At 57.2% G+C, this 24,118-nt stretch carries 24 protein-coding genes and 1 pseudogene; 7 read left to right on the forward strand and 18 right to left on the reverse strand.

The features are described from left to right. Positions 1–144: 144 nt before the first annotated feature. Positions 145–1,266 carry a PQQ-dependent sugar dehydrogenase gene (locus KYE_RS17470; RefSeq protein ID WP_008176074.1) on the forward strand — a complete coding sequence of 374 codons (1,122 nt, stop codon included), beginning with the start codon at positions 145–147 and terminating at the stop codon, positions 1,264–1,266. On the opposite strand, the gene KYE_RS17475 is transcribed toward KYE_RS17470, so the two are convergent. Further along, positions 1,260–1,673, reverse strand: coding sequence for a GFA family protein (locus KYE_RS17475; RefSeq protein ID WP_008176076.1), 414 nt, complete (start codon positions 1,671–1,673; stop codon positions 1,260–1,262). The two genes, KYE_RS17470 and KYE_RS17475, sit on opposite strands and share 7 nt — an antisense overlap. Before the next feature lie 121 nt (positions 1,674–1,794). Between KYE_RS17475 and dkgB the strand changes: the two genes are divergently transcribed. After that, positions 1,795–2,604, forward strand: a complete 810-nt coding sequence (dkgB, locus tag KYE_RS17480; RefSeq protein ID WP_008176080.1) for a 2,5-didehydrogluconate reductase DkgB — start codon at positions 1,795–1,797, stop codon at positions 2,602–2,604. Here dkgB and KYE_RS17485 read toward each other — a convergent pair. The 3 genes from KYE_RS17485 to KYE_RS17495 all read right to left on the reverse strand — a co-directional run bounded on the left by KYE_RS17485 (position 2,573) and on the right by KYE_RS17495 (position 5,147). Further along, positions 2,573–3,250, reverse strand: coding sequence for a DUF6064 family protein (locus KYE_RS17485; protein WP_008176082.1), 678 nt, complete (start codon positions 3,248–3,250; stop codon positions 2,573–2,575). The two genes, dkgB and KYE_RS17485, sit on opposite strands and share 32 nt — an antisense overlap. Then, positions 3,247–4,182, reverse strand: a complete 936-nt coding sequence (locus tag KYE_RS17490) for an aldo/keto reductase (RefSeq protein ID WP_050898344.1) — start codon at positions 4,180–4,182, stop codon at positions 3,247–3,249. Before KYE_RS17490 ends, KYE_RS17485 begins: the two co-directional genes overlap by 4 nt. Before the next feature lie 194 nt (positions 4,183–4,376). Beyond that, on the reverse strand, positions 4,377–5,147 hold the full coding sequence (locus KYE_RS17495) for a glutathione S-transferase N-terminal domain-containing protein (protein ID WP_008176087.1): 771 nt from the start codon (positions 5,145–5,147) through the stop codon (positions 4,377–4,379). A gap of 333 nt (positions 5,148–5,480) precedes the next feature. Between KYE_RS17495 and dacB the strand changes: the two genes are divergently transcribed. Then, on the forward strand, positions 5,481–6,986 hold the full coding sequence (dacB, locus tag KYE_RS17500; protein ID WP_008176089.1) for a D-alanyl-D-alanine carboxypeptidase/D-alanyl-D-alanine-endopeptidase: 1,506 nt from the start codon (positions 5,481–5,483) through the stop codon (positions 6,984–6,986). A gap of 64 nt (positions 6,987–7,050) precedes the next feature. Here dacB and KYE_RS17505 read toward each other — a convergent pair whose 3' ends face one another. Together KYE_RS17505 and KYE_RS17510 are read right to left on the reverse strand one after the other, a co-directional pair. Further along, complete coding sequence (locus KYE_RS17505) at positions 7,051–8,151, reverse strand: fasciclin domain-containing protein (protein WP_227497873.1); 1,101 nt, start codon at positions 8,149–8,151, stop codon at positions 7,051–7,053. A 95-nt stretch (positions 8,152–8,246) separates the two neighbouring features. Further along, a pseudogene (locus tag KYE_RS17510) lies at positions 8,247–8,528 on the reverse strand (DUF2798 domain-containing protein). Positions 8,529–8,630: 102 nt separating this feature from the next. On the opposite strand from KYE_RS17510, the gene KYE_RS17515 reads away from it, so the two are divergent. Further along, positions 8,631–9,509: a DUF6279 family lipoprotein gene (locus KYE_RS17515; protein ID WP_008176096.1), complete on the forward strand. Its 879-nt coding sequence runs from the start codon at positions 8,631–8,633 to the stop codon at positions 9,507–9,509. A 71-nt stretch (positions 9,510–9,580) separates the two neighbouring features. Here KYE_RS17515 and KYE_RS17520 read toward each other — a convergent pair whose 3' ends face one another. From KYE_RS17520 to KYE_RS17540, 5 genes are all read right to left on the reverse strand, one after another. Next, the gene (locus tag KYE_RS17520; RefSeq protein WP_008176098.1) at positions 9,581–10,351 is read right to left on the reverse strand and encodes an SDR family oxidoreductase; all 771 of its coding nucleotides are present in this window, start codon (positions 10,349–10,351) and stop codon (positions 9,581–9,583) included. A gap of 17 nt (positions 10,352–10,368) precedes the next feature. Further along, a complete protein-coding gene (locus KYE_RS17525; RefSeq protein ID WP_008176099.1) occupies positions 10,369–11,058 on the reverse strand; it encodes a histidine phosphatase family protein in 690 nt (229 codons plus the stop codon). After that, positions 11,058–12,122: a phosphotransferase family protein gene (locus KYE_RS17530; protein WP_008176102.1), complete on the reverse strand. Its 1,065-nt coding sequence runs from the start codon at positions 12,120–12,122 to the stop codon at positions 11,058–11,060. The genes KYE_RS17525 and KYE_RS17530 overlap by 1 nt, the downstream gene beginning before the upstream one ends. 52 nt (positions 12,123–12,174) lie before the next feature. After that, positions 12,175–12,993, reverse strand: coding sequence for an SDR family oxidoreductase (locus KYE_RS17535; protein WP_008176103.1), 819 nt, complete (start codon positions 12,991–12,993; stop codon positions 12,175–12,177). 188 nt (positions 12,994–13,181) lie between these two features. After that, entirely contained in the window at positions 13,182–14,393 is a 1,212-nt protein-coding gene (locus KYE_RS17540; protein ID WP_008176105.1) for an acyl-CoA dehydrogenase family protein, read from the reverse strand. A 153-nt stretch (positions 14,394–14,546) separates the two neighbouring features. On the opposite strand from KYE_RS17540, the gene KYE_RS17545 reads away from it, so the two are divergent. Beyond that, positions 14,547–15,440 (forward strand): LysR family transcriptional regulator, encoded by an 894-nt coding sequence (locus tag KYE_RS17545; protein ID WP_008176107.1) that lies wholly within the window; start codon positions 14,547–14,549, stop codon positions 15,438–15,440. 3 nt (positions 15,441–15,443) lie between these two features. Here KYE_RS17545 and KYE_RS17550 read toward each other — a convergent pair whose 3' ends face one another. After that, positions 15,444–15,800: a hypothetical protein gene (locus KYE_RS17550; RefSeq protein WP_227497874.1), complete on the reverse strand. Its 357-nt coding sequence runs from the start codon at positions 15,798–15,800 to the stop codon at positions 15,444–15,446. A gap of 29 nt (positions 15,801–15,829) precedes the next feature. Then, on the reverse strand, positions 15,830–16,600 hold the full coding sequence (locus KYE_RS17555; RefSeq protein ID WP_175497333.1) for an EAL domain-containing protein: 771 nt from the start codon (positions 16,598–16,600) through the stop codon (positions 15,830–15,832). A gap of 193 nt (positions 16,601–16,793) precedes the next feature. Here KYE_RS17555 and KYE_RS17560 point away from each other — a divergent pair, with 193 nt between their 5' ends. Continuing rightward, complete coding sequence (locus KYE_RS17560; protein ID WP_008176115.1) at positions 16,794–17,948, forward strand: isocitrate/isopropylmalate dehydrogenase family protein; 1,155 nt, start codon at positions 16,794–16,796, stop codon at positions 17,946–17,948. Positions 17,949–17,955: 7 nt separating this feature from the next. On the opposite strand, the gene KYE_RS17565 is transcribed toward KYE_RS17560, so the two are convergent. Genes KYE_RS17565 through KYE_RS17575 form a run of 3 tightly spaced genes read right to left on the reverse strand, consistent with a single transcriptional unit; the run spans position 17,956 to position 19,948 of the window. After that, positions 17,956–18,528 (reverse strand): DUF1439 domain-containing protein, encoded by a 573-nt coding sequence (locus KYE_RS17565; RefSeq protein WP_008176117.1) that lies wholly within the window; start codon positions 18,526–18,528, stop codon positions 17,956–17,958. Next, positions 18,521–18,712, reverse strand: coding sequence for a CPXCG motif-containing cysteine-rich protein (locus KYE_RS17570; protein ID WP_008176119.1), 192 nt, complete (start codon positions 18,710–18,712; stop codon positions 18,521–18,523). The genes KYE_RS17565 and KYE_RS17570 overlap by 8 nt, the downstream gene beginning before the upstream one ends. A gap of 9 nt (positions 18,713–18,721) precedes the next feature. After that, positions 18,722–19,948 carry a pyridoxal phosphate-dependent aminotransferase gene (locus KYE_RS17575; RefSeq protein ID WP_008176120.1) on the reverse strand — a complete coding sequence of 409 codons (1,227 nt, stop codon included), beginning with the start codon at positions 19,946–19,948 and terminating at the stop codon, positions 18,722–18,724. A gap of 239 nt (positions 19,949–20,187) precedes the next feature. On the opposite strand from KYE_RS17575, the gene KYE_RS17580 reads away from it, so the two are divergent. Next, positions 20,188–21,171 (forward strand): D-2-hydroxyacid dehydrogenase, encoded by a 984-nt coding sequence (locus tag KYE_RS17580; protein WP_169702130.1) that lies wholly within the window; start codon positions 20,188–20,190, stop codon positions 21,169–21,171. Positions 21,172–21,246: 75 nt separating this feature from the next. Here the strand turns inward: KYE_RS17580 and KYE_RS17585 are convergent, their stop codons facing one another. Together KYE_RS17585 and acs are read right to left on the reverse strand one after the other, a co-directional pair. Further along, complete coding sequence (locus tag KYE_RS17585) at positions 21,247–21,912, reverse strand: response regulator transcription factor (protein WP_008176124.1); 666 nt, start codon at positions 21,910–21,912, stop codon at positions 21,247–21,249. A gap of 44 nt (positions 21,913–21,956) precedes the next feature. Continuing rightward, on the reverse strand, positions 21,957–23,906 hold the full coding sequence (gene acs / locus KYE_RS17590) for an acetate--CoA ligase (protein WP_008176125.1): 1,950 nt from the start codon (positions 23,904–23,906) through the stop codon (positions 21,957–21,959). Positions 23,907–24,118: the final 212 nt, after the last annotated feature.

The raw sequence follows: 24,118 nt of genomic DNA on the forward strand, positions 1-24,118 counted from the left end.
ATCATTATTATTTGCAATAGTCGATCACTGATCCGTAATTGACCCGGTGCCCTATACTCCTGGTAACGGGAGCGCTGCTCGGCGAAGCCCGCTTCAACTGCTACTCTGAATGTTCTAATGGCACCGGTAGGAACGGAGGCTTCAATGGGTATATTCAAACACCTTGTCCTGACAGGCAGCTTATTGCTGGTTGCCGTTCCCGGCATGGCCAACCAGACCTTTTCCTCCGATAAAGCAGATTTCCGCCTGGAAACCGTGGCACAGAATCTCGAACACCCCTGGAGCCTCGCATTTATGCCGGACGGCTCCATGCTGGTGACAGAGCGGGAAGGAGAGCTGCGAATGATTCGGAACGGTTCGCTGGTGAATGACCCCATCAGCGGAGTACCCGAGCTCGTGGTATCCGGCCAAGGCGGATTGCTGGACGTTATTCTCCATCCGGACTTTGAGCAGAATCAGGTGCTTTTCCTGAGCTACGCCCACCGAAACCGGGACGGCATGACTACCCGGGTAGCTCGCGCCCGGTTGAGTGGTGATCGCCTCACCGACGTTGAAGTCATTTTTGAGGCCCTGCCCCGCTCCGGCGGCGGCCGACACTTCGCGGGCCGCATGGAATTTGACCGGGATGGCAACCTGTACGTGGCGGTGGGCGACCGGGGAGAGATGGACCGGGCCCAGGACAATTCTGACGATGCCGGAGGCGTACACCGGATTACGCCCGACGGTGGCCCCGCACCAGGCAACCCGTTCCTGGACACCAGCGGCGTCAACGATACGTTTTATACAACCGGCAACCGCAATATCCAGGGCATGACCATCCACCCGGAAACCGGCGAGATCTGGAGCCACGAACACGGTCCCCGGGGTGGCGACGAAATCAACATCATCCGGGCAGGCACCGATTACGGATGGCCGACAATCACTTACGGCATAGACTATTCGGGCCTGCCCATTACTGACAAAACCAAGAAGGAAGGCATGGCCCAGCCACTGCATTACTGGGACCCGTCCATTGCGCCCTCGGGCATGGCGTTCTATACCGGAGATCTGTTTCCGGAATGGCAGGGGGACCTGTTCGTGGGCGCACTCAAGATGCGCAAACTGGTTCGTCTGCGCATCCAGGACGGAGAAGTGACGGAAGAGGAAGATCTGCTGACCGATCTCGACGAACGGATCCGCGATGTGCGCATGGGCCCCGATGGGGCACTCTGGCTGCTAACGGATTCACCCCGGGGCAAGGTTTACCGGATGGTGCCGGCTCAGTGAGGATCGTTGGTTCTTTCAGTCTTTTCGAACTGTGGCAGTTCGTCGGTAATCTCGAACCAGTCGGACTTTGAACCAACGAAGACGTGTTGGGCCGGCCCCTTGCCCAGGGGTTCGTTGATGCAACCGACTCTCAGGCGGAGAATCCCGGGAATGGCATCAACACGGCTGTAGAGCTGGCTGCCGCAACGGCTGCAGAAACCCCGGTACTTGCCGGGGCGTGATTCGAACTCGGTAATCCTGTCTTCGCCGGATACGAACCGGAACCGCACCTTCTGCACCGGCGCGCTGGCCGAGAAAGCGCTGCCGTGGGCACGCCGGCACTGGCTGCAATGGCACAGGGCCACCGGGCCGAGCGGGCCATCGTATTCGAAACTGATATCGCCACACAGGCAACGACCGGTGTACATGGTCCGGGCCTCACTGCTTCTGGTCACTGGTTAAGTCACGCGCGATGATACCCGCGGGCCACTTGAAGAACCAGTCTGCCGGCACCACTTTAGAAACACTTGATTCGCTAAGGAGGACATCATGTCATTCAGCGCACTTCCGAAAATCGGTATGGGAACCTTCCGGCTCAAGGGCAATGACGCCCGTGACGCCGTCAAGAGCGCCCTGTCCCTGGGCTACCGCCATATTGATACCGCCCAGATGTACGAGAATGAAGCGGAAGTTGGCGATGGCATTACATCCAGCGGCATTCCGCGCCGGGAGATTTTCCTGACCACCAAGATCTGGTTTGACCAGCTGCACGCCAGCGACCTGATCAACAGCCTGCACGACAGTCTCGCGCGGCTGAAAACCGACCATGTGGATCTGGCCCTGATTCACTGGCCATCGCCCGGTGATGAAGTGCCCATGAAAGAGTATCTTGGCGCCCTCAGGGATGCCCAGCGCGAAGGGCTGGCCGAGCACATCGGCATTTCCAACTTCACCTGCGCCCAGATGGATGAGGCGAAAGAGATCTTGGGCGACACACCCATTTTCACCAACCAGGTAGAAGTGCACCCCTTCCTGGCGAACCGAAAGGTTGTAGAGCATGCACAAAAGCTTGGTATCACCGTGACCGGCTATATGCCGCTGGCCGTTGGAAAGGTTATGGAGGACGAAACGCTTCAGCGCATTGCCGGTGAGCGAAACCTGTCCCCGGCACAGGTGGCAATCGCCTGGGTAGCGTCCAGGGGCGTCGTGCCCATTCCTTCCTCCACACGCCCGGCGCACCAGAAGGCCAATCTGGAGGCATTGGAAGTTCAGTTGAGCGAGGAAGAAATTCGTGCGATTGATAAGCTGGACCGCAACGAGCGAATCGCTAATCCAGACTTCGCGCCGGCCTGGGACTGAGCCAGAACCCGGCGCCAACCAGCAATAGCGTAGCGACAGGAGTGACAAGCAGCCAAGAGGTTTGCAGCACCCAGAACATGGCCGCGCTGAACAGACTCCACAACACCAGCAGCGGCAGGTAAAGCCAACGCCAGGGCCCGGTTATCACTGCAACAATCAGGGCACCGGCCGCTGCGGTAGTGCCGGGCGCGATGCCAAACAGCGCGAGCGCCTGCCACTGGCCAGACTCCGCCAAGACCAACCAGGGCAAACCACACGCCACGATCAGCCAGAGGGCGACAAATCGGCCAAATGATAGCGCGCCCCCATGAACGCCACCGAAAAGCATCGCGGCGGCAAGCAGAACCCCTTGCGCCACAAAAGCCCAGCCAAACCACGCCGCCGGCCAGTTAATAGGGCCGAAGTAGCCCACCAGAAATCCATAGCCACTGACTGCCCAGGCAACCGCCATCAGCCCAACAGCCAAACACCTTGCGTTCCGGCCCTGCCTGAAAAGCAGAACAGGAATGCCAATGGCAGCGACCACCGCCAGCACCTGCCAGGGCCAGAGATCCTGGTTGATTCGAACAAACAGCCGCAGAAACACCTGCGGCCCGAACATCACGAAATCCTGCAGCGAGTAGCTCAGCCAATCCGCGCCACTCACAGAGACCTCACATAATCCGCCATCCGCTGGCGCTGATCGGCATCCGGAAGCGCCCCATAGAGTGCGCCCATGTTCTCCTTCATATGCTCGACCTTGCTCGTGGCCGGAATGGCACAGGTCACGGCCGGATGGGAAATGATGAACTTGAGAAAGAACTCCGCCCAGTTGCTGACGCCGACCTCCCCGACCCAATCCGGCAGCGGCTCAGACTGGAACCGGCGAAACAGCGAACCACCCTGGAACGGCCGGTTAACGATCACCCCGATGCGCCGCTCCCGGGCCAGTGGCAGCAACCGATTCTCAACTTCGCGATCCAGAACGTTATAGGTCAGCTGCACGAAATCCAGCGGTTCCCGCTCCATGATCTGGGCAAACTCCCGATGCCGTCGACCGTGGGACGTGGTGATGCCGATATACCGAACATCACCGTTGGCCTTCATCTGCTTGAGGGTTTCAAGATGCCCCTGCCAACCCAGCAGATTGTGCACTTGCAACAGATCGAACTGATCCAAACCCCAGCGCCTGCCAGAACGCGCAGCCTCCTGCCGGGTTTCCGATTCATCGCCGGTCCAGATCTTGGTTGCTGCAAAAATCCGGTCGTGGGCGCCCAGAGAATCCAGCGCCTCACCAATCACGTCCGCAGCGGTGCCGTACATCGGCGAACCGTCCACAACGGTTCCGCCCAGATCGAAGAAGGTTTTGAGGACTCTGGTACGCTGCGCGACCAGTTGCTCGTCGCCACCAACGTTGAAGGTAATCCAGGTGCCCATGCCGATCGCAGGGATGCTTTCGTTCGCTCCCGGGATCTGGCGCATGATAGGGGATAAAGAGGGTGTTCCCGACGTGTTTGCAAACAGCGACGGAGATTTCAAAGCGAGCCCGGCAAGACCCGCATTGATAAGAAACTGTCGTCTACTGAACCAGCCAGCCATGTCTCCACTCCCACCGCGACGAATTTTCATGCGAATAGCACAAGGTGCCAAAGCGTGGGCCGGTCATCCCTTTGCCAGACCGTGGAGGGCCAGGGATGGCCCGACCGAGCCTACATGGAAGTATTTACGGCGTGTCTGGCAAAGGGATGACCCGCCCATGCGACCACTCGAGAGCTGACAGTCTTCGTCGCAGGTCAGTTCCCGTAGTGGGCGTCGAGATATTTCAGAATACGGGCAGACTCGAACAGCCCTTCCCCGGTATTGGGGTCTTCAAGATAGGGCACCTGAACCCGCTTGTGCACCTGGAAAAACGCATCCCGCTTGCCACCGGGAATCGGCGTATAGGGCCCCGGCTTGATGCGCTGCTTCGCCGGCCCGATCTCTGTCCAGTGCTCCTTGCCCAGGTTATGCAAGGTATACGGAATTTCCAGTTCACAAAGCCGCTCACGCACCAGCCGTGAAAACGGGCTGCCCTCAAAACTCCATAGGTGCAACGGCTGCTCCGGCCGCTTGCCCTGGCTGACCCTCAGCCCCCGCATGGCGCTGGTTACCGAGGCTACAGAGCCCAGGACCGGCTGCCAGACCCGGCCACGATAGTAGGACGGCACCGACCGGCCGGCATATTGCCGGAACAGATACTCGATGATTTCCTCGGATTCGTACATGACCGTGCCCGTGTTCTGGTCCGCCAGCAGCGGGAACTGTTGCCTGCCTCCCAGAGCCTCTGCCTGGGCCCGGAAAACCGAACCACCCGTCGGGCAGGGCCGGATGTCCACATCCAGATTCAGGGCAGTCAGGGCTTCACGAACACGGCGGCAATAAGGACAGCCTTCCATGTCATAGAGCACAATGGGCTTTTCCGGCTGAGGAACCTTTTTAACCACCAGGCAACCGCGCCAGGCGGTGAGCGACGACGTTGCAACCGAGCCCAGCACGTGAACGTTGTGAGACAGCATTTTCGACATAAACAAACCTTTTGTTGGAGACAACACCATTATCACGCAATCTGACGATTTTCCATTGGCTCACGGGATCAATCCCGGGGGAATGTTAATTTTTGTCCACCTAACCCCATGATTCGAAAGGGCACTTACACGGCGTGACAAAAATTCAATACAAACAACGACACTACTGCCATTTTTTAACGTCATGTAGAGCTTTTCTGCATAGTACAAACGGCCAGGATGGGCTATTGTTGAGGTATAAGAATTCACTGGACGGTGATGATGGTTATCAAGGGTATGAGACGCTCAGGCTCATCAAGAGCAGAAAAACTGTGTCCTCGATTTAGAGGCTCTATGCTGGCATCCCTCCTGGCCTTCACTGTGATGGCGGTCCCTTCCGTCGCAGTCGCCGAGAATGATGACTCCGGCTTCTCCGGCAATCGCCTCTGGACCAATCAGCTGAAGGATTACGCGCTTCAGTCCCTGCAGAATGAAGATGCCATGAGCATGGCAGCCGTTCCGCTGAATGGCCCCGGCATCAATCAGTACATCAATGCCGATGCCCTGATGAGCCCGGGCTCCATCATGAAGCTGGTAACCACCTTTGCGGCACTGGAGGTACTCGGCCCCAATCACCACTGGGATACCGATTTCCTGACCGATGGCGTTATGGCCGGCGACACCCTCAAAGGTAATCTCTACGTCCGCTTTGGCGGCGACCCGAAGCTCACCATCGAACGGCTCTGGACAACCCTGAGAGAGCTGCGCAGCATGGGGATTACCAGAATTGAGGGCGACCTGATTCTTGATGGCACCTACTTTCAGGTAGACGGTGGTTTTCCTGCGTTCGAAGACAACGGCGATAACCCCCACGCGCCCTTCCTGGTAGAACCTTCCGCCTACCTGACCAATCTGAACCTGATGCACTTCCAGGTGCGCGCCGACGAGCGCGGCACCCAGGCCTGGAGCACGCCTTCCCTGGGCGAAGTGGTCATCGACAACCGCGTGGTTGCCACCGCCGAGGGCCCCTGCCCGTCGCGACGAAACTTCGAATGGGAGCCCATAATTCATGAAGACCATCGGGTGACTGTGCGGGTAACCGGCGAGCTGCCCCAGGGCTGCCGGAGCACCACCTACCTGTCGCTGCTGCCCCATGAGCAGTACAGCGCCTCGTTGATCCGTTCCTTGCTGGCAGACCTCGGGGTCGTGGTCTCGGGCGGCGATCTGAACGGAGTCACGCCGGAAGATGCACGGCTGGTGATGAAAACCACCTCGCCAGACCTGGTAACCATGGTGAGAGACATCAACAAGTGGAGCAGCAACGTCATGGCGCGCCAGCTGCTGCTCACCATTGGCGCCGAGAACCGCCTGGAAGATGAGAACGATGACCGGGTTGCCGGCATTCGTGTGATCTATGACTGGCTCGAAGACAAAGGCATTAACACCGCCGGCATGGTGATCGACAACGGCGCCGGTCTCACCCGACACGGCCGCATTACCGCCCGCCAGGGCGCACAGATCCTGCAACATGCCTGGAACAGCTCTTACTCGGCAGACCTGATGGCCTCCATGCCCATTATTGCGATGGATGGAACCATGGCACGCCGCCTGCGCAATACCGGCATGGACGGCGAAGGGCGCATAAAGACGGGTTATCTGGAAAACGTAAGGTCGATCGCCGGATTCACCCGCGACTCAAATAACACCACCTGGGCCGTCGTAGGCATGGTCAATAATGATCCGGCCTGGAATGGCCAGGCCGTGCTGGACCGGATTCTGTATTCGCTGCATTTCCGGCCGCCGACCGGGACTGCGATTTCACATGCATCTTCCGGCACTTCTGATACCAGTATTCAATAAAAAAGCCTGCTGAAACAGCCGGCCCAGCAGTCATGCTTTGAGCAACGAAACAATGCTTCGACTACTAGTCGACTGCAAAAATCACTTTGTCGATCACATGAATCACGCCGTTGGACGCCTCAACTTGGGCTTCGGTGACGTTGCTGCCCTCGATAACCAGAGCGTTGTTTTGTATATCAACGTTCAAAGTGGTGCCAGCCAGGTTCGCTACCGTACCGCCATTCGAAGCGTATGCCGTGAGAGAGTCTATCGTTGTTCCGAGAATATGTTGCTCGAGAATGCCTGGCAGATCTGGGCTGGCAAGCAATTGCTCTGCCGTAAGACCCTGATCAGCTAACAACGTTGCAAAGGCGGCATCTGTTGGCGCGAACACAGTCAAGGCCGCATCCGGGTCCGAGGCTGCAGCGACCAGATCGGTAGCGCCCATTCTTCCGCTTGCTTCTAGGAGTGCATCTAGCAGAATTGTGAACTCAGCATCTTGTTCAGCGTTTGCGAGCGCCGTTACGATCTCCGCAATCGTTGAATCTGTATCACTGAGATCGCTCGGTGGGGGAAGAAGTACTTTGTCGATTAGGTGAATAACACCATTAGTCGCATCGACATCAGTTACCGTTACTCGAGAGGTGTTTACGTATAATACGTTTTCACCACTTTCCTCAGAAATTGAAAGCGCGACGTCTTTACCGTTCACTGTTGGAACGAGACTTTCTGCAGGAGCGTTTTGAGCGACGCTAATAGCAGAGTCTGCCTTCACTTCACCTACTGACGTTGCGAGCACGTGGTAAGGCAGAACCGCGTTTAATAACGCTGTGTTGGCCAACAACTCTTCAGCCGTGATACCCAAGTCATCTAACAGAGCTTGAAAGGCAGCGTCTGTCGGCGCGAACACGGTTAACTCGTCATCTCCACCAAGTAGTTCAGCGATAGTCGGGTCTGCTGCAAGAACGGCCTCTTCAAGGATCGTCGTGTTTTCATTTTCAACGGCGATTTCCAGAATAGTTTGCGTTGCAGCATCTGCTGAGTCGTTATCATCGTCATCAAGCCAACACCCGGACAGCATAACACTGCCCGCCAAAACCATCGGTAAAGCGTATTTTGTATTCATTGTTTCAACTCCCCACTTGTAGAGGTTGTTTACCAGGATTTGAGTGGTTCGAACCTGCACAAATTCAGTCCTTGAATCATGCGTCAATGCATGTACGGGGAGTCAGAAAGAACGGATTTGCATCTTTTAACATTTAAGCTTACATCTGTACGCAGTCAGTGAAGTCTGCGAATGGTGAACTCGGTCATCTTCCCGGCAAGCGGAGCGATGAAGGTTACCAGAGGGAAAGCAACGGCCCAGGCGACCAGGAAAGCCGGCTCCTATCTGTAGTGGAACTCACTGTCGATGCCCGTATTGATGAAAGTGATCACTCCGGACATCAGCAGGGACATGATTCCGGACATGTAAAAGCCGAAGATCAGCTGGTGTAGACGTGAAAGTCTCATTTTGCTCATGACTTCTCCTGAACAGTGCTCCAGCGTTCCTCGGAGCAGCATCTGAAAGGCGTGATATGTCGTACACTGTTAACCAATAAGCGCCGAATGATAGTGAGCTTGCAACCCTTTTTCGATACGCCTTTTTACCAGGACAGGTGAGCCATGGATACCGGTCACGAGAGCGCAAACAGTTTTGCCAAATCCTTTGTTCTCATTCTAGTGCTGGCGTTTGGTCTGGTTGGCTGCAGTTCGACCAAGGTAGCTTATCGATATGCGGACTGGGGAATCGTATGGTGGGTTGAGGATTATGTTTCGCTTACCGCCGACCAGAAGCAGCAACTCAACAACGATATTGCACAACTACGACAGTGGCATTGCAGTGCCGAGCTGCCCCGTTATCAGGCCTGGCTGGATGAACTCGAGTCTGACGTATCTAACAACCCGCCCGATCAGGCCACTGTCGAATACCATCAGCAGCAGCTTTTCAGTTTCTTCCCGAGTCTTCTGGAACGGGCAACCCCGGTCGCAACAAACCTTCTCTCCAGCCTGAGCGATGAACAGGTACAGGAGTTGGCGGACAACATGGCGCAAAGCCAGCGGGAAATGGAAGAAGAATTCCTGGCCGATTCCCCGGAGGCGACAGCCGAGGCCCGGGCCGACAGAACCGCAGAGCGGGTCGAACGTTGGCTGGGGGAGCTGAACAGCGAGCAACGAAACATCGTGCGGCAATGGTCAGCCAATCGAGGCGCCCAGACTGAAATCTGGCTGCAGGGCCGCAGGAACTGGCAAGTGGCACTACTGGAAATACTGGAAGGAAGAGACGAGCCCACGTTCGAGGCGGAACTGGAATATCTGATTCTCAATTCCGAGGAAGTGCGGGGAGAGGCCTACAAAGCCATGATGGCGGAGAGTCGCGTAGCCATGGCGTCCCTGATGCATGATCTGATCCTGGCGGGTGACAACACAACACTGGCCCATCTGCAGAATCGGGCAGTAGAGCTCAACAACGACTTTGAAGCATTGACCTGCTCACCGGCCTGATATCCCGGACGAATTGAACCAGGGGCCGGATGAAGACTTTCATCTGGCCCCTGCCTGCCCTGAGACTACACTTAGATCGTCAGGTAACCACCATCGGCGTTGATGCAAGCGCCTGTGGTATAGCTGGAAGCATTGGAAACCAGGTACAACACAGTACCCGCCATTTCACTTGGATCCGCCACCCGCTTCATGGGTATGTGAGCCATCGCCTGCTTCTTAATGGCTTCGTTCGTAGTCAGGGCGCTGGCAAACTTGGTATCGGTCAGCCCTGGCAGCAGCGCATTCACGCGGATTTTCTGCTGACCCAGCTCCATGGCAAAGGACTTGGTCATGGAAATCACGGCGGCCTTGGTGACCGAGTAGATGCCCTGGTAGTGGCCCGGATTTACACCGTTCACGGACGCCACGTTCACAATCGAGCCGCCACCGGCTTTCTTCATCATCTGGGCGCCACGGGCGCACATGAAGAAATAGCCCCGGATATTCACATCCACGGTCTTGTTGAACGCTCCCAGGTCGGTGTCCTCTACCGGCCCGAAGTAAGGGTTGGCGGCAGCGTTGTTCACCAGAATGTCCAACTTGCCGTGGGTTTGCTCAATGTGCCCCCAGATACTTTCAATCTGGTCCATATCACCAATATGGCAGGCGTAGGCTTCGGCGCTACCACCGGCATCCCGGATACTGCTGGCAACGGCCTCGCAACCGTCAATCTTGCGGCTGCTTACGATCACGTGGGCGCCATACTCGGCCAGAGTCCGGGCAATACTCTCGCCAATGCCGCGGCTGGCACCGGTAATCAGGGCAACCTTGCCAGTCAGATCAAACAGATTCTTGCTGCTCATTCGTTCACCTCAATTCGCTATCGGAATGTCACCAGGGCGGGATCATCCGCTTCCAGGTGGCTGTAGTTATTAAAAACGGCCAGGCTGCGCCGGGGGCCTGAATAAAGGACCCGCGACACACTGGTGTTGGCGATCACCTCGTTCAGACCGAGTGCCCGGGCGTCATCAAGACCGAGCAGGTGCTGGGCGATCACGGAAATCGGCCCGCCGGAGGTCGCCACCAGCACATCGCCGCCATCGGCGTAGTCAATCATTTCCTCGAAGGCCGCCATAACGCGGGCCTTGAAGTCCGGCCAGCTTTCCTCGTACTCGTGGTCAAACTCGCCCGAGGCCCAGCGATGCACCGCGTGCACAAAGGCCTCCTGGAACGCTTTGGCCGGTTTGGGAAACGCCTTGAGGTCCCGCGCCATCACCGCGCGGTCACTCCACTCCGGGCGGTACCGGGCCACCACAGTGGTGTGATCAAACTCGTTGAAGCCGGGAACCACCTGCATATCGGGCAGTTTGGATCCGTACCCGGTGGCGATGGCTTCAACGGTTTCCCGGTGGCGTTCCAGATCGCCTCCGAAAACCGCTGCCGGTTCCACTTTGCCCGCCAGCCAGCGGCCAAGCACCCTACCCTGCTCCCAGCCCATGGGAGACAGTTGATCGTAGTTTTCTTTCCCGAAACTGGCCTGGCCGTGACGAACCAGATAAATCGTCGCCATTACAGGGAGCTCTCCGCAATCAACCGCTGGCAGCGCTTTTCGAGATAATTAGCGGCATGGCCAAAGGCGGCGAAACGCTTGTCCTTGGTCTGGCCATGGTAGAAACGGTAATAGATCTGCTGGATGATCACTGCCAGCCGGAACAGGCCGTAGATCTCATAGAAGTCGAAGTTGTCGACCTTGAAGCCGGACTGCTCCATGTAATATGCCACCACTTCCTTGCGGGTAAGCATGCCCGGGCGATGGGTCGGTTGGCGGCGCAGCATCTGGAACGGGCCTTCGTCGTCCGCCTCAATCCAGTAGGCCAGGCTGTTTCCAAGATCCATCAGCGGATCACCGATGGTGGCCATCTCCCAGTCCAGTACGCCAATAACCTCGAACGGGTTGTCCGGGTTCAGCACCACGTTGTCGAAGCGGAAATCATTGTGGATCACCACCTGGGCAATGTCGTCGGGCATCTTGTCATTGAGCCAGCTCATTACCTGCTCAAAGTCACCCACATCGTCGGTGCGGGCCTTGCGGAAACGGTCGCTCCAACCGCCAATCTGGCGCTGAACGTAGCCCTCGCCCTTGCCCAGCTTGTCCAGGCCTGCTGCCTTGGCATCCACACGGTGAAGATCCACCAGTTTGTCGATCACGTTCAGGCAAAGCTTACGGGTATCGGCTTCACTGAGCTCGAAATCCTTGGGAAAGTCCTGGCGCAGGATAATGCCCTTCAACCGTTCCATCACGTAGAAATCGCAACCCAGCACGTCGTGATCATCGCAAATGGCAATGATGTTGGGTACGTAGGGATAAACCGGTTTGAGCGCCCGCATGACCTTCGCCTCACGCAGCATGTCGTGGGCAGACTTGGCAATCTTGCCAAACGGCGGCCGGCGCAAGACGTAGGACCGGTCGCCGTAATCCACCTGATAGGTCAGGTTTGAGGCGCCACCCGGGTATTGACGAATCTCTGGCTCGCCTTGCAGATCCGGGATCGCCTCTTTCATGAACCGGTCTACGGCGCCAGTGTCCAGCTCCTCGCCTTCCCGGATGTCCACGGCCTCGTCGATCTGGGTCATTCAGGACTCTCCTTTTGAATCTTCAGTTTAAAACAGTAAAAAAACCGCGCATTCAGGCCTTGCTGCCACCCATCTTGCTCATCCAGCGCTTGCTTTCCTGATGCATCAGCCAGTCGAAAGCCTTGGGCGCATGGCGTTTGAGCATCCACATGCGGCGCTCCTTGGCGTGGGGCAGTACCCAGAAGCTCTTGTTGTTGACCGACCGGAAAATATCCTCGGCCACGTCCTCGGCGGTTACCGTGGAGCGCTTCATCAGCTTGTTCACGTTCTGCTGAATTCCGGGGATATCTGAACGCATGCTGCTGGTCAGATTGGTCTGGAAAAACGCCGGGCATACACAGCTCACATGAATACCGGCATCCCGAAGCTCCTGGCTCAAGGTTTCAGACAGGGCAATCACCCCGGCCTTGGTCACATTGTAGCTATCCATTAACGGCGCCAGCATCAGCCCGGCCATGGAGGCCACATTCACAAATGCCCCGGAGCCCTGCTGCTTGAACTGCGGCGTGAACGCCTTACAGCCGCGAACCACACCCAGCACATTGATATCGAGAATCCACTCCCAATCCGCCATTGTGGTATCTTCAATGGAACCGGCAGAGGCAACGCCAGCGTTGTTCACCACCACGTCAACGCCACCCCATTTCTTCACGAGATCATCGCGGACCTTTTCGAAATCGGTCAGGCGTCGAACATCGCACTCGACGAAATAACCTTCGCCTCCGGCCGCATTAATCTCTTTCTCGACGCCAACACCCTGCTCCGGGTTAATGTCGCCGATGCAGACTTTGGCGCCTTCTTTGGCATAACGCAGTGCTATGGCGCGGCCAAGTCCGCTGGCGCCTCCGGTTATGAATACTCTCTGAGTCATCAATGCTTCCCCGCTGTTATCTTGCTAAAAACTGAAACCAACTCCGAAGTACGACGGATTCGGCGGAAGGGTGTTTCTGAAACTGTGCGGAGCCATGGATGGCGGAGCCCAAGCGTCACAGGGACGTGCCGCAAGGAGCGTGTTTCAGAAACACCCTTCCGCCGAATCCAGACTCCCGATTCAGATTCTCAATTTTTATATTTACGCAGCTCAAGACGGGCCACCATAGCCCGATGCACCTCATCCGGGCCATCCGCCAGGCGTAAAACACGGGCATAGGCAAACAGCTGTGTCAGCGGGAAATCGTCATCACTGACTCCGGCACCACCGTGAATCTGAATGGCCTGATCCACAATGGTTTGCAGCATGGATGGAATCACCGCCTTGATCATGGAGACCTCTTGAAGCGCCCCCATGATGCCCTTGGTATCCAGTGCCCAGGCGCATTTCAGCGTGAGCAGACGGGCCTGCTCAATGGCCATGCGGGCATTGGCAATGATATCCGGATTGCCGCCCAGCTTGGCGATCGGACGCCCGAAGGCCTCACGAGTCGTTGCCCGCTTGATCAGAATCTCCAGCGTGCGCTCTGCCGCACCGATTGCCCGCATACAGTGGTGCACTCGGCCCGGCCCAAGACGGCCCTGGGCAATCTCGAATCCGCGGCCCGGGCCGGCAATGAATGCGCTCTTCGGCAAACGGACGTTGTCAAAAAGCACCTCGCCATGGCCATAGGGCTCATCATATTCACCGAATACCGGCAGCATACGCTCGATCTTGACGCCAGGCGTGTCCAGAGGCACCAGCACCATGGAATGACGGCGATGCTTGTGCGCATCCGGATCCGTCAGACCCATGAAGATGGCAACCTTACAGTCGGGATGCCCGATACCGGTGCTCCACCACTTGCGACCGTTCAGAACCACTTCGTCGCCTTCAACAACGGCCGTTGCCTCCATATTGGTGGCATCGGAAGAGGCAACCGCCGGCTCAGTCATACAGAAGGCGGAGCGGATCTCGCCGCTCAGCAGACGCGGTAACCACTCGGCTTTTTGCTCTTCAGAGCCATAGTGGATCAATACTTCCATATTGCCGGTATCTGGCGCGTTGCAGTTGAAAATCTCCGGGGCAATGAAGCTGCGGCCGGTTTCCTCGGCAATCAGGGCGTAGTCGGAGTTCAACAGGCCACAGCCGTATTTTTCGTCCGGGAAAAACATGTTCCAGAGGCCCTGGGTTTTGGCTTTTTCCTTTAGCTCCCGGATGATCGGCAGCACAACCCAGCGGTTATCCAGTGAGGCAAGCTCCTTGTGGTACTGCTCTTCGATGGGAAAAATCTCATCCTTCATGAACTGCTTCACGCGGTTGAGATAATCCTGGCCTTTCTCGGAAATATTGAAATCCATCGCCGTCTCCTCGCTAACGGTTGCACGGTAGCGTGCACGGAATCATCACGTTGAGACCAGTCTAGGGATGACTTAACTATTACGCGACTGAATTATTCTTATCGTTTATTATTAACCAAACTTATTCCAAATTTCCAAAGAACGGACCCGCTCATGGCCCTCAACCGCCTGGACCTGAACCTGCTGCACGTCTTCGACACCATCTACCGGGAGGGAAGCCTGACTCGTGCAGCCAGGTCACTGCATCTCACTCAGCCGGCTGTCAGTCATTCCCTGTCGAGGCTAAGGGACCATTTTGACGACCCCCTGTTTACCCGTCAGGGCAACCAGATGGTGCCAACACCACTGGCCCGGCGGTTCCTTGAGTCCATGCGGCCGGGCCTCACCCAGATCCAGGGCGCGGTAAACCAGTTTCATGCCTTTGATCCGGCCACCCAGCGTAAAACCTATTCGCTCGGGCTACGTGACATTCTGGAATCGACCTTCCTGCCCCGCCTGATGGCGCGCCTGGACGCCTATCCGGAACTGGAAATTGTCAGCCAGAGGATCGCGAGGCGCGACATGGAGACGCAACTGGCGGCCGGCAAACTGGATTTTGCCGTGGATGTGCTGTTGCCCGTGAGTAACCAGACGTCCCACGAACTGCTGAGGCGCGACCGCCTGGTGGTTCTGGCCCGGGAGGGGCACCCGCTGGCAACAGAGTCGCTGGATATGGAGGGGTACCTGTCCGCAAAACACGTGCTGGTATCCTCGCGGACCGAAGGACCCGGGATCGAGGACTTTGAACTATCGCGACTGGGGGTACAACGGAGTATCCGCTTGAGGTGTCAGCACTACTATGCCGCCTGCAGAGTGGTGGAAGAGACCGATCTGCTGCTGACCATGCCGGAAGCCTACGCCAGAATTATCGCCGAGCGGGCCAACATCCGGATTATGGATCCGCCGGCGGACCTGCCGTCTATCGACGTGCACCTGTATTGGCACAAGGCTTACGAGCGGGAGCCGGCGCTGATCTGGTTCCGGGAGCAGTTGAAGGCAATCAGTTGAGCCTCAGTAGGCGCCAACCACCATCAGGAAACCGAAGAATCCGATAGCCGTGATCCCCAGGGACGCCATTACGATGCCGAGGCCCCACCAGACGGCGGCACCATCGGATATCTCCATATCGTGGCCCCTCAGGGTTCGGTAGAAAGCCCAGGGGCCCAGGACAAATGCACCAACCACCGCGAATACCAGTCCGACGCTGATACCAGCAAAGGTCCAGGTGGCCAGAACCATGGCCCGGTCTTTGACCTGGTCGGTGACACCGTGGTGCTCGAGAAATTTCTTGCAGAAAAACCAGATCAGGGCGAACAGGATGATGACAAAAACCAGTCCGCCGACAAGGGTGATCATTCGGTATAGCAAGGTGTCGTTCCTGTCAGTTTAGAGGCCCGTCAGGCCGGAAACACGGGCTCCGGGAGGCACTCGAACCCCGGTTTGGCGAATAGATAGCCCTGGTAGAGATTGATCCCCTGGGAGCGCAACCAGAAGTATTCTTCCTTGGTTTCGACGCCCTCAGCAATGATCTGGCCGCCAAGCTGAGTCATCATGGTAATGATGCCTGCAACAACGGCCTGCTTGTTCGGCTGCCGATCAATATCACGGATCAATGCCATATCCAGCTTCAACAGATCGGGCGGACTGGCCATCATGACATTGTACCGTGAGAAACCGGCCCCGAAATCATCAATGGCTGTGCTGAAACCCATCTCCTGATAAGCCTCGATAATCGACACGAGGTGGTCGACAGATGTGGAGGTCAGCTGTTCGTCCTCAGTAAGCTCGAAAATGATTTTCCGGGTATCAAAATTGTAGGTCTTGGCAGCCGCCAGGGTCGTGCGAATACAGTACTCGGCCCGGTACACCGCGTTGGGCATAAAATTAATGCTGAGCATCGGCTCCATGTTCAGCCTGGCGGCAAGCTTGACCGCCTTGACCCGACAAACCTGATCGAAGGCGTAGCGATTCTGCTCGGTTACCTTCGAGAGGACACTCATCGCCCCCTGACCCTCGGTGCCTCGCACCAGCGCCTCGTAGGCGTAAACAGATTTGTTGAGAACGTCAACAATGGGCTGGAACGCGAAGGTAAAGGAAAAATCCAACCCCTCTCCACATGCACATTGCTCGCAACGAGACTCGTCAAACAGTACGGCGGGTTGGTTCACTTCAACTCCTGAATTCACTTCTGGCGGTTTTGCTATGTTTATATGGCGTATTTTTCACCCAATATAGCCGCGATCCCCTCCCCGGTAAAACCACTTTCTGGTTAAAGCGTGTCAAACGGTGGCATCCCCTGCCTACATGACTAAACTGGGGTTTGTCGTTTATACGTGTCTGTCCACAAAAGGAGTTTCCCTAATGGCCCAAACTACCCGCATCGCTGTAACCCCGGGCGACGGCATAGGTCCTGAAGTGGTTGCCGAGGCTGTGCGCTGCCTCGAGACCCTGCGCGCCAAACACGGCCTGGACCTTGAGTGGACTCGATTCCCCTGGCCATCCCACGCCTGGCACGAGGAGCATGGCGAATCCATGCCCGCGGATGCCCTGGCGCAGTTACAGAAGTACGATGCCATCCTTCTGGGTGCCCTTGGCGATCCGGGCCCTATGGACGATCCGGACCGATACCTGCTTCCAGACAGCATCTCACTGGCGCCACTGCTGGACATGCGCAAAGGGTTCGACCAGTGGGTCTGCGAACGTCCGGCCCGGCTTCTGCCCGGTGCCCGCCAGTACCTGGCCGATGAGCGCGCCAAGGACATCGACATGCTGGTGATTCGGGAAAACTCCGAGGGTGAGTACGTCAGCCAGGGTGGACGTCTGCGCAAGGGCACGCCGGATGAAGTGGCCACCCAGATGGAGGTGTTCACACGCAAGGCAACCGACCGGATCATCCGCTATGGGTTTGAACAGGCCCGAAACCGCGCCGCGGACCGGGTTTCGGAGGGCCGAACACGGACATTCCGAACCCTGGATGGCAGAACTTGTGAAAGCCAGGTGTGCCTGGTCACCAAGCGCAATGCCTTGCGCTACTGGGGCGACATGTACACCGAAGCGTTCGACGAGATAAGCAAGGAATACCCGGACGTGGCCACGCATCATGAGCTGGTGGACGCGGCCTGCATGAAGTTCGTGCAAAGCCCCTGGGCCTTTGACGTGGTCGTCGCGAGCAACCTCCAGGGGGACATTCTTACCGACCTAGCTGCGGTTCTGTCAGGTGGCATGGGCGTGGCACCCTCCTGCAACCTGAACCCGACGGATCCGGATATGCCGTCTATGTTCGAACCTACCCATGGCAGCGCGCCGGATATTGCCGGCCAGGGCCTGGCTGACCCCACCGCCATGCTCTTTACCGCCGCCCGCATGCTCGAGTGGCTGGGCCGCAAGGACCCTGCCATTGCCGCAGCAGGCAAGGAGCTGTTCGATGCAGTGGCTGCAGACCTTGCCGAAAACTCGGGCAGCCGACGAGGCACCCACGAGATCGGCTCTGCGATCTGCGAGCGGCTGTCCCGATAAATCAGGGTTACTGGTCGGCCATGACAAATTCGAGCCGGCCAGGCGCTACCCGCACATCTACCGGCATCATACCGAACATACGCTGGGCGAAGTCGGTTTCGTCCAATCGGTACACCGGCATGGTCTCCAGCATCTGGGCAACCAACCGCATGACCGTATCGGTTACAGGCTTCAAATCCCCTTTGAAGAACGGAGAGTCAATACTGCTTTCAAGAAGCTGCAACCGCCGTATGAAGATGGCTTTCTCAGTGCTGTCGTAAACCGGCGCCCCTTCGACCTTCAAGGCAATGTCCACGGGCAGCTTCGCCATCAGCGCATTCAGCGCTACCTGACCTCTCACATCGATCACCGCCACATCGCGACCATCTGGTCCAAGGGTAATGTCGGCGTCGTCGAGACTCAGGCTCAATGGCGAACCACTACTCAGCTGGTTTCGGTCGAAGTCGCGAACCACATCCTGAAGGTGCCGTTCCAGCTCGCCTTCGGAGATGGAATAGGGCGACAGACTGGCGCAACCGCTGGCGAGCACCAGCAGCAGGGCCAGAAGCGCACGGAGGGCGTAAATCGGCGTTCTATTCATTTTCGGCCCGGGCCTCGACATGAGGCGTAAGAGTGTCGTCAAAAACCACGTGTATCAAGATGGGTCTGCAGCAGACCTGGCAATCCTCGACATACTCCTGTTCCGGTACCGACGGGTCGACGCTGACATCCAGCGTCTCCCAGCAGTACGGGCACTGAATCAGTACCGAATCCAGGGCGGACATGGCATCACCTCAGAACTGTTGCTTGGCCATCCAGGGGATGACGCGATCGAACGCCTCTTCCAGCTTCTCGCAGGTCGTGGAGAAACTGATCCGAACGGCGTTGGTGCATCCCTCGCCAAAGGCGTCACCGGGCACCATGCAGACGCCGGTTTCCTTCAGCATTCGCAAGGCCAGATCAGAGCCATCGACATGAGGTGGAAGGTCAGGGAAAGCAAAGAAGGCACCGCCAGGCTTGTAACCGGTCATGTAGGGGGTCTGATCGACCAGCTCGACCACCTTGTCCCGGCGCTCACGGTAGATATCTACCATATCGCGAACGCACTGCTGGTCACCGGTCAGTGCTGCGACGCCGGCAAACTGGGACGGCGTGTTAGCCACGGAGGTGGTGAACATGTGGAAGCGACGCAGAGACTTGATGGCCGCCTGACTGGCAATCACCCAGCCAACCCGCAGACCCGCCATGCTGTAGGTTTTTGAAAAACTGCTGATGCACATGATGTTGTCCAGATCCATCGAGCAGTTCAGCACGCTGGCGAAGTCTTCGTCATCAAAGATCAGGTGGTCGTAGACTTCATCGGCATACACCTGAATTCCCCGATAGGCACATTCCTCCAGGATGGTCTCCACGGTGCTACGCGGGTAAACCGCTCCGGTCGGGTTGTTGGGGTTGTTCAGGATCAGCGCATAAGTCCTGGGCCCCATGGCCTTGATGACCTCATCCGGATCCAACTGGTGGTTATTCTCTGCCCGGGTCTGCACAAACTTTACTTCACCACCGTTCATGCGAATCAGGGGCGCATAAAGCAAAAACGACGGGTCCGTCACGATAAACTGCCGCCCGGGCGCAGAGGTGGCTGAAATAGCCAGGTACATGGCTTCTGTAGCGCCACTGGTGATCAGGATATTGTCCCGGGTCAGTTTCCGGTTGTAGCGCTTGCCGTAGTAGTCGCGCAGGGCAACCAGCAATTCAGGCAGGCCGGCATCCATGGTATAGCCGGTCTGCCCCGCGTTGAGCGCATCGATGTAGGCATCGATGACGTGCTTTGGGGTCGGCAGATCAGGCTGACCGATGGAAAGATGAATAACATCCTTCATGGTGGCCGCCATATTCACCATGCGACGGATACCCGGCACCGGGATCGCCTGCATGGCAGGGTTCCAACTGGCCTTGGTTTTCCGGTACTTCACTCTACGCGGTTTTTCCTGACCAGTTTCTTTGTTGGCGGCTTCTGCCATAAACACCTCCTGCAAACGGGGCAAATAAGATCTACCCCTGCAGGTTAGTCAGTATGGATGGCCTCTACAAGACAAAAAATCATATAGATGATGTACGTGAAAGTACCGCCATCAACGCTGTGAGTGGAAATTCCGATGCCTCGCAAGTTGACCCGACAGAGCCTGCCGACCAGACTGTTATTACCCCTCGGGGCAACGACCAGTTCAACGAAGTCATTCATCAAAAAGGCGGAGGCTCAATGACTCAGCACAGCAAACCTGTTGTTACCGTTCTCACCGCGCCGGGAGAGCAGGAACCGCCGGGAATGGACGCAGTCAGGGCCCGCGCCGATGTGCGCTTTGCCTGTGACGAGCCAACCCTTCGCGACACCCTGCCGGGCACCGATATCATGATGGTGACGGACTTTCGCACGGAGGCCCTCGCGGCCGCCTGGCACACCGCAGACAAGCTCCAATGGATCCACGCCACCAGTGCCGGCGTCGATGCCCTGATGTTCCCGGATCTGATCAGGGGCGATGTAACCGTCACCAACGCCCGGGGCATTTTCGACCGCACCATTGCCGAGTACGTGCTCTGCACCATCCTCATGTTCGCCAAGGATTTCCCGAATTCCATCCGGCTGCAGATGAAGCACCAGTGGAAACATCGGGACACAGAGCGGGCAGAGGGCAAGCAGGTTCTGGTTGTTGGCGCAGGTTCGATCGGCCGGCAGATCGGCCGCCTGGTCGGCGCTGCCGGTTTAAAAGCACACGGCATCGCCCGCAAGCCCAGGAAGGAGGACCCCGATTTTGTGGCGGTACACGGAAATGACGATCTTTACGAGCAGCTCGGGCATGCGGACTTTGTAGTGATTGCGGCGCCACTAACACCCCAGACCGAAGGCCTGTTTGACGAAAAAGCCTTCAAGGCCATGAAAAATTCCGCCCGTCTGATCAACATTGGACGTGGCCCGATCGTCAAAACCGATGACCTGATCACGGCCCTCGAAAATGGCGAAATTGCCGGCGCAGGACTCGATGTCTTCGAAGAGGAACCGCTGGCGGAAGATCATCCGCTCTGGGACATGGAGAATGTCACCATGACCGCCCATATGGCCGGCGACTTCATCGGCTGGAAACGTGCACTGACGGATCAGTTCCTGGAGAACTTCGACCGCTGGCACAAGGGTGACGAGCTGTTCAATTTGGTCGACAAGGAATTGGGTTACGCTGGCAGCAAATAACCGTGCCCGGCACTCATCCAAAAACAAAACGGGAGCCAAAAGGCTCCCGTTTTATATTCGAACCATCAAAACCAATCAGCTACCAGACAAGGACTGATCCGATGGATCAATCTCCATCTGCTGGATCGCAATCACCGCCTGAGTGCGGTTCCGCACCCCAAGCTTCCGGAACACCGCCGTGATATGGGCCTTGATGGTGGCTTCCGACACATCCAGATCATAGGCGATCTGTTTGTTCAGAAGCCCCTCGGCCAGCATACCCAGCACCCGGAACTGTTGAGGCGTCAGCGATGCCAGCTTCTCGGAAAAGTCGGTGGCATCTGAATGCATTCGCTCGATCTTGTCGGCCACTCCCTGCGGCAACCAGACGTCGCCTTCCAAAACCGCCTGAATCGCCTCGGTAATGGTTGGCAGCGGCGCCGACTTCGGTATGAAACCGGAAGCACCGTAGTCAATCGAGCGACGCATTACCTGCAATTCCTCGGATCCTGACACAACCACCACCGGCAGCCCCGGGTACTGGCCTCGCATGAAGACGAGCCCCGAGAAGCCGTGGGCACCCGGCATATTGAGATCCAGCAGAACCAGATCCGCATCCGGGTGCGACTCTACCGCCGCCTGCAGTGCCTTGATGCTGTCGACTTCCACCGTCTCGGCATCGGGCACCGCCTGACTGACCGCCTGCTTCAATGCTGCGCGAAACAGCGGGTGATCATCAGCGACGATAATTGTTTGTGCCATTCAACAGATTCCTTACAGGTACATGGCCTGGTAACACACAGGCGTTACTGGTTCGCACGACCGCTGATCAGGTCATCGACTACACCCGGATCTGCCAGCGTAGAGGTATCACCCAACTGGTCGTGCTCGTTAGCGGCAATCTTACGCAAAATACGCCGCATAATCTTGCCAGAACGCGTTTTAGGCAGTCCAGGTGCCCACTGGATCACATCTGGAGAGGCGATGGGGCCAATCTCCTTGCGCACCCACTGGACAAGCTCTTTCTTCAACTCGTCAGAAGGTTCCTGTCCATGTACCAGTGTTACATAGACATAGATGCCCTGACCCTTGATGTCATGCGGATAGCCAACAACGGCAGCTTCTGCGACCTTCTCGTGGGAAACCAGGGCGCTTTCGACTTCGGCGGTACCCAGACGGTGACCTGACACGTTCAGAACATCGTCGACACGACCTGTGATCCAGTAGTACCCGTCTTCATCGCGACGGGCGCCGTCACCGGTAAAGTACATGCCCTTGTAAGTGCTGAAATAGGTCTGAGCGAAACGCTCGTGATCCCCATAGATCGTCCGCATCTGGCCCGGCCAGCTGTCCAGGATGACGAGGTTACCCTCGGTCTTGCCCTCAAGGATGTTGCAGTCATTGTCTACCAGTGCCGGCTGAACACCGAAGAACGGTACCGTGGCTGAGCCGGGTTTCAGATCAACCGCGCCCGGCAGCGGGGAAATCAGGATGCCACCGGTTTCAGTCTGCCACCAGGTATCCACGATGGGGCACTTGCTGTTGCCGATAACCCGGTGGTACCACTCCCAGGCTTCGGGGTTGATCGGCTCGCCCACGGAGCCCAGCAGTTTCAGGCTTTCACGGGTAGTGCCGTTCATGCAGGACTCGCCTTCCGCCATCAGGGCGCGAATTGCGGTCGGAGCGGTGTACAGGATGTTAACCTTGTGCTTGTCGACAACCTGCCCCATACGAGAGCTGTCCGGATAGTTGGGCACACCCTCGAACAGAACGGTGATGGCACCGTTAGCCAGCGGGCCGTACAGGATATAGCTGTGGCCTGTGACCCAGCCGAAATCGGCAGTACACCAGTACACGTCGCCTTCATGATAATCGAACACGTACTCGTGGGTCATGGAGGCATAGACCATGTAGCCACCGGTGGTATGCAGAACGCCCTTGGGCGCACCAGTGGAACCCGAGGTATACAGCATGAACAGCGGGTCTTCGGCGTTCATCGGCTCTGGCTGGCAGTCGGCAGAGGCGGACTTCATCAGGTCTTCGTAACGCTCGTCGCGGGCGTCATTCCAGGGCACTTCAGAATTGCCGGTCCGGGTAACAACCACCACCTTCTCGACATTGGCGGCATCTTCATTCTTCAGGGCCGCATCCACGTTCTTCTTCAGCGGAATCTTGCGGCCGCCACGAACGCCTTCGTCAGCGGTAACTACGAAGCGGGATTTGCCGTTCACAATCCGGGCACCAAGCGCTTCCGGAGAAAAACCGCCGAACACCACGGAGTGAATCGCGCCGATACGTGCGCAGGCCAGCATGGCGACGGCTGTCTCAACAATCATCGGCATGTAAATGGTAACAACATCACCCTTCTTCACGCCCAGACCTTTAAGAACGTTGGCGAACTTGCTGGTTTCCTCGTGCAGTTCGCGATAGGTCACGTTGCGTGAATCGGCGGGATCATCGCCTTCAAAGATGATGGCTGTCTGGTCGCCGCGCTTTTCCAGATGACGGTCCAGGCAGTTGGCTGAAGCATTCAACTGGCCATCTTCGAACCATTTGATGGACAGATTGTTGTAATCGTAGGTCGTGTTTTTCACCTTGGTGTAAGGCTTGATCCACTCAAGGCGCTTGCCGTGCTCACCCCAGAAGGTATCCGGGTCTTCGACTGACTGACGATACATTTCTTCATACTGTTCCCGGTTCAGAAGGGCCTGTTTGGCCACTTCCGGGCTTACCGGATATACCTGTTTACCAGTCATTGTGCTCCCCCTTAGTCAGAGTCTGTTGTCATTGTCGGTTTTGGAATTCAGACGTTGAGGCCTCTCCGGCCCTTTAGACGGATAGTGGTAGTTCACCATGCTAGCCACTACACAATGAATTAGACTAACGTCCTAATCCGCCTGAACTTTTAGCCCAAAAAGGTCGGTAACCCGCAAGAAAACAACGGTAAATTGCGCCGAACGAGAAGCTT

The sequence above is a fragment of the Marinobacter manganoxydans MnI7-9 genome (genome assembly GCF_000235625.1).
In the GTDB taxonomy this organism is placed as follows: domain Bacteria; phylum Pseudomonadota; class Gammaproteobacteria; order Pseudomonadales; family Oleiphilaceae; genus Marinobacter; species Marinobacter manganoxydans.

Bases quoted from the DNA above. Each gene is read 5' to 3' on its own strand.
- dacB (WP_008176089.1), top strand. From the start codon at position 5,481: ATGCTGGCATCCCTCCTGGCCTTCACTGTGATGGCGGTCCCTTCCGTC.
- KYE_RS17545 (WP_008176107.1), top strand. From the start codon at position 14,547: ATGGCCCTCAACCGCCTGGACCTGAACCTGCTGCACGTCTTCGACACC.
- KYE_RS17495 (WP_008176087.1), bottom strand. From the start codon at position 5,147: ATGTCGAAAATGCTGTCTCACAACGTTCACGTGCTGGGCTCGGTTGCA.
- dkgB (WP_008176080.1), top strand. From the start codon at position 1,795: ATGTCATTCAGCGCACTTCCGAAAATCGGTATGGGAACCTTCCGGCTC.
- KYE_RS17475 (WP_008176076.1), bottom strand. From the start codon at position 1,673: ATGTACACCGGTCGTTGCCTGTGTGGCGATATCAGTTTCGAATACGAT.
- KYE_RS17535 (WP_008176103.1), bottom strand. From the start codon at position 12,993: ATGACTCAGAGAGTATTCATAACCGGAGGCGCCAGCGGACTTGGCCGC.
- KYE_RS17520 (WP_008176098.1), bottom strand. From the start codon at position 10,351: ATGAGCAGCAAGAATCTGTTTGATCTGACTGGCAAGGTTGCCCTGATT.
- KYE_RS17470 (WP_008176074.1), top strand. From the start codon at position 145: ATGGGTATATTCAAACACCTTGTCCTGACAGGCAGCTTATTGCTGGTT.
- KYE_RS17580 (WP_169702130.1), top strand. From the start codon at position 20,188: ATGACTCAGCACAGCAAACCTGTTGTTACCGTTCTCACCGCGCCGGGA.
- KYE_RS17565 (WP_008176117.1), bottom strand. From the start codon at position 18,528: ATGAATAGAACGCCGATTTACGCCCTCCGTGCGCTTCTGGCCCTGCTG.
- acs (WP_008176125.1), bottom strand. From the start codon at position 23,906: ATGACTGGTAAACAGGTATATCCGGTAAGCCCGGAAGTGGCCAAACAG.
- KYE_RS17570 (WP_008176119.1), bottom strand. From the start codon at position 18,712: ATGTCCGCCCTGGATTCGGTACTGATTCAGTGCCCGTACTGCTGGGAG.
- KYE_RS17490 (WP_050898344.1), bottom strand. From the start codon at position 4,182: ATGGCTGGCTGGTTCAGTAGACGACAGTTTCTTATCAATGCGGGTCTT.
- KYE_RS17530 (WP_008176102.1), bottom strand. From the start codon at position 12,122: ATGACCCAGATCGACGAGGCCGTGGACATCCGGGAAGGCGAGGAGCTG.
- KYE_RS17540 (WP_008176105.1), bottom strand. From the start codon at position 14,393: ATGGATTTCAATATTTCCGAGAAAGGCCAGGATTATCTCAACCGCGTG.
- KYE_RS17525 (WP_008176099.1), bottom strand. From the start codon at position 11,058: ATGGCGACGATTTATCTGGTTCGTCACGGCCAGGCCAGTTTCGGGAAA.
- KYE_RS17575 (WP_008176120.1), bottom strand. From the start codon at position 19,948: ATGGCAGAAGCCGCCAACAAAGAAACTGGTCAGGAAAAACCGCGTAGA.
- KYE_RS17585 (WP_008176124.1), bottom strand. From the start codon at position 21,912: ATGGCACAAACAATTATCGTCGCTGATGATCACCCGCTGTTTCGCGCA.
- KYE_RS17515 (WP_008176096.1), top strand. From the start codon at position 8,631: ATGGATACCGGTCACGAGAGCGCAAACAGTTTTGCCAAATCCTTTGTT.
- KYE_RS17560 (WP_008176115.1), top strand. From the start codon at position 16,794: ATGGCCCAAACTACCCGCATCGCTGTAACCCCGGGCGACGGCATAGGT.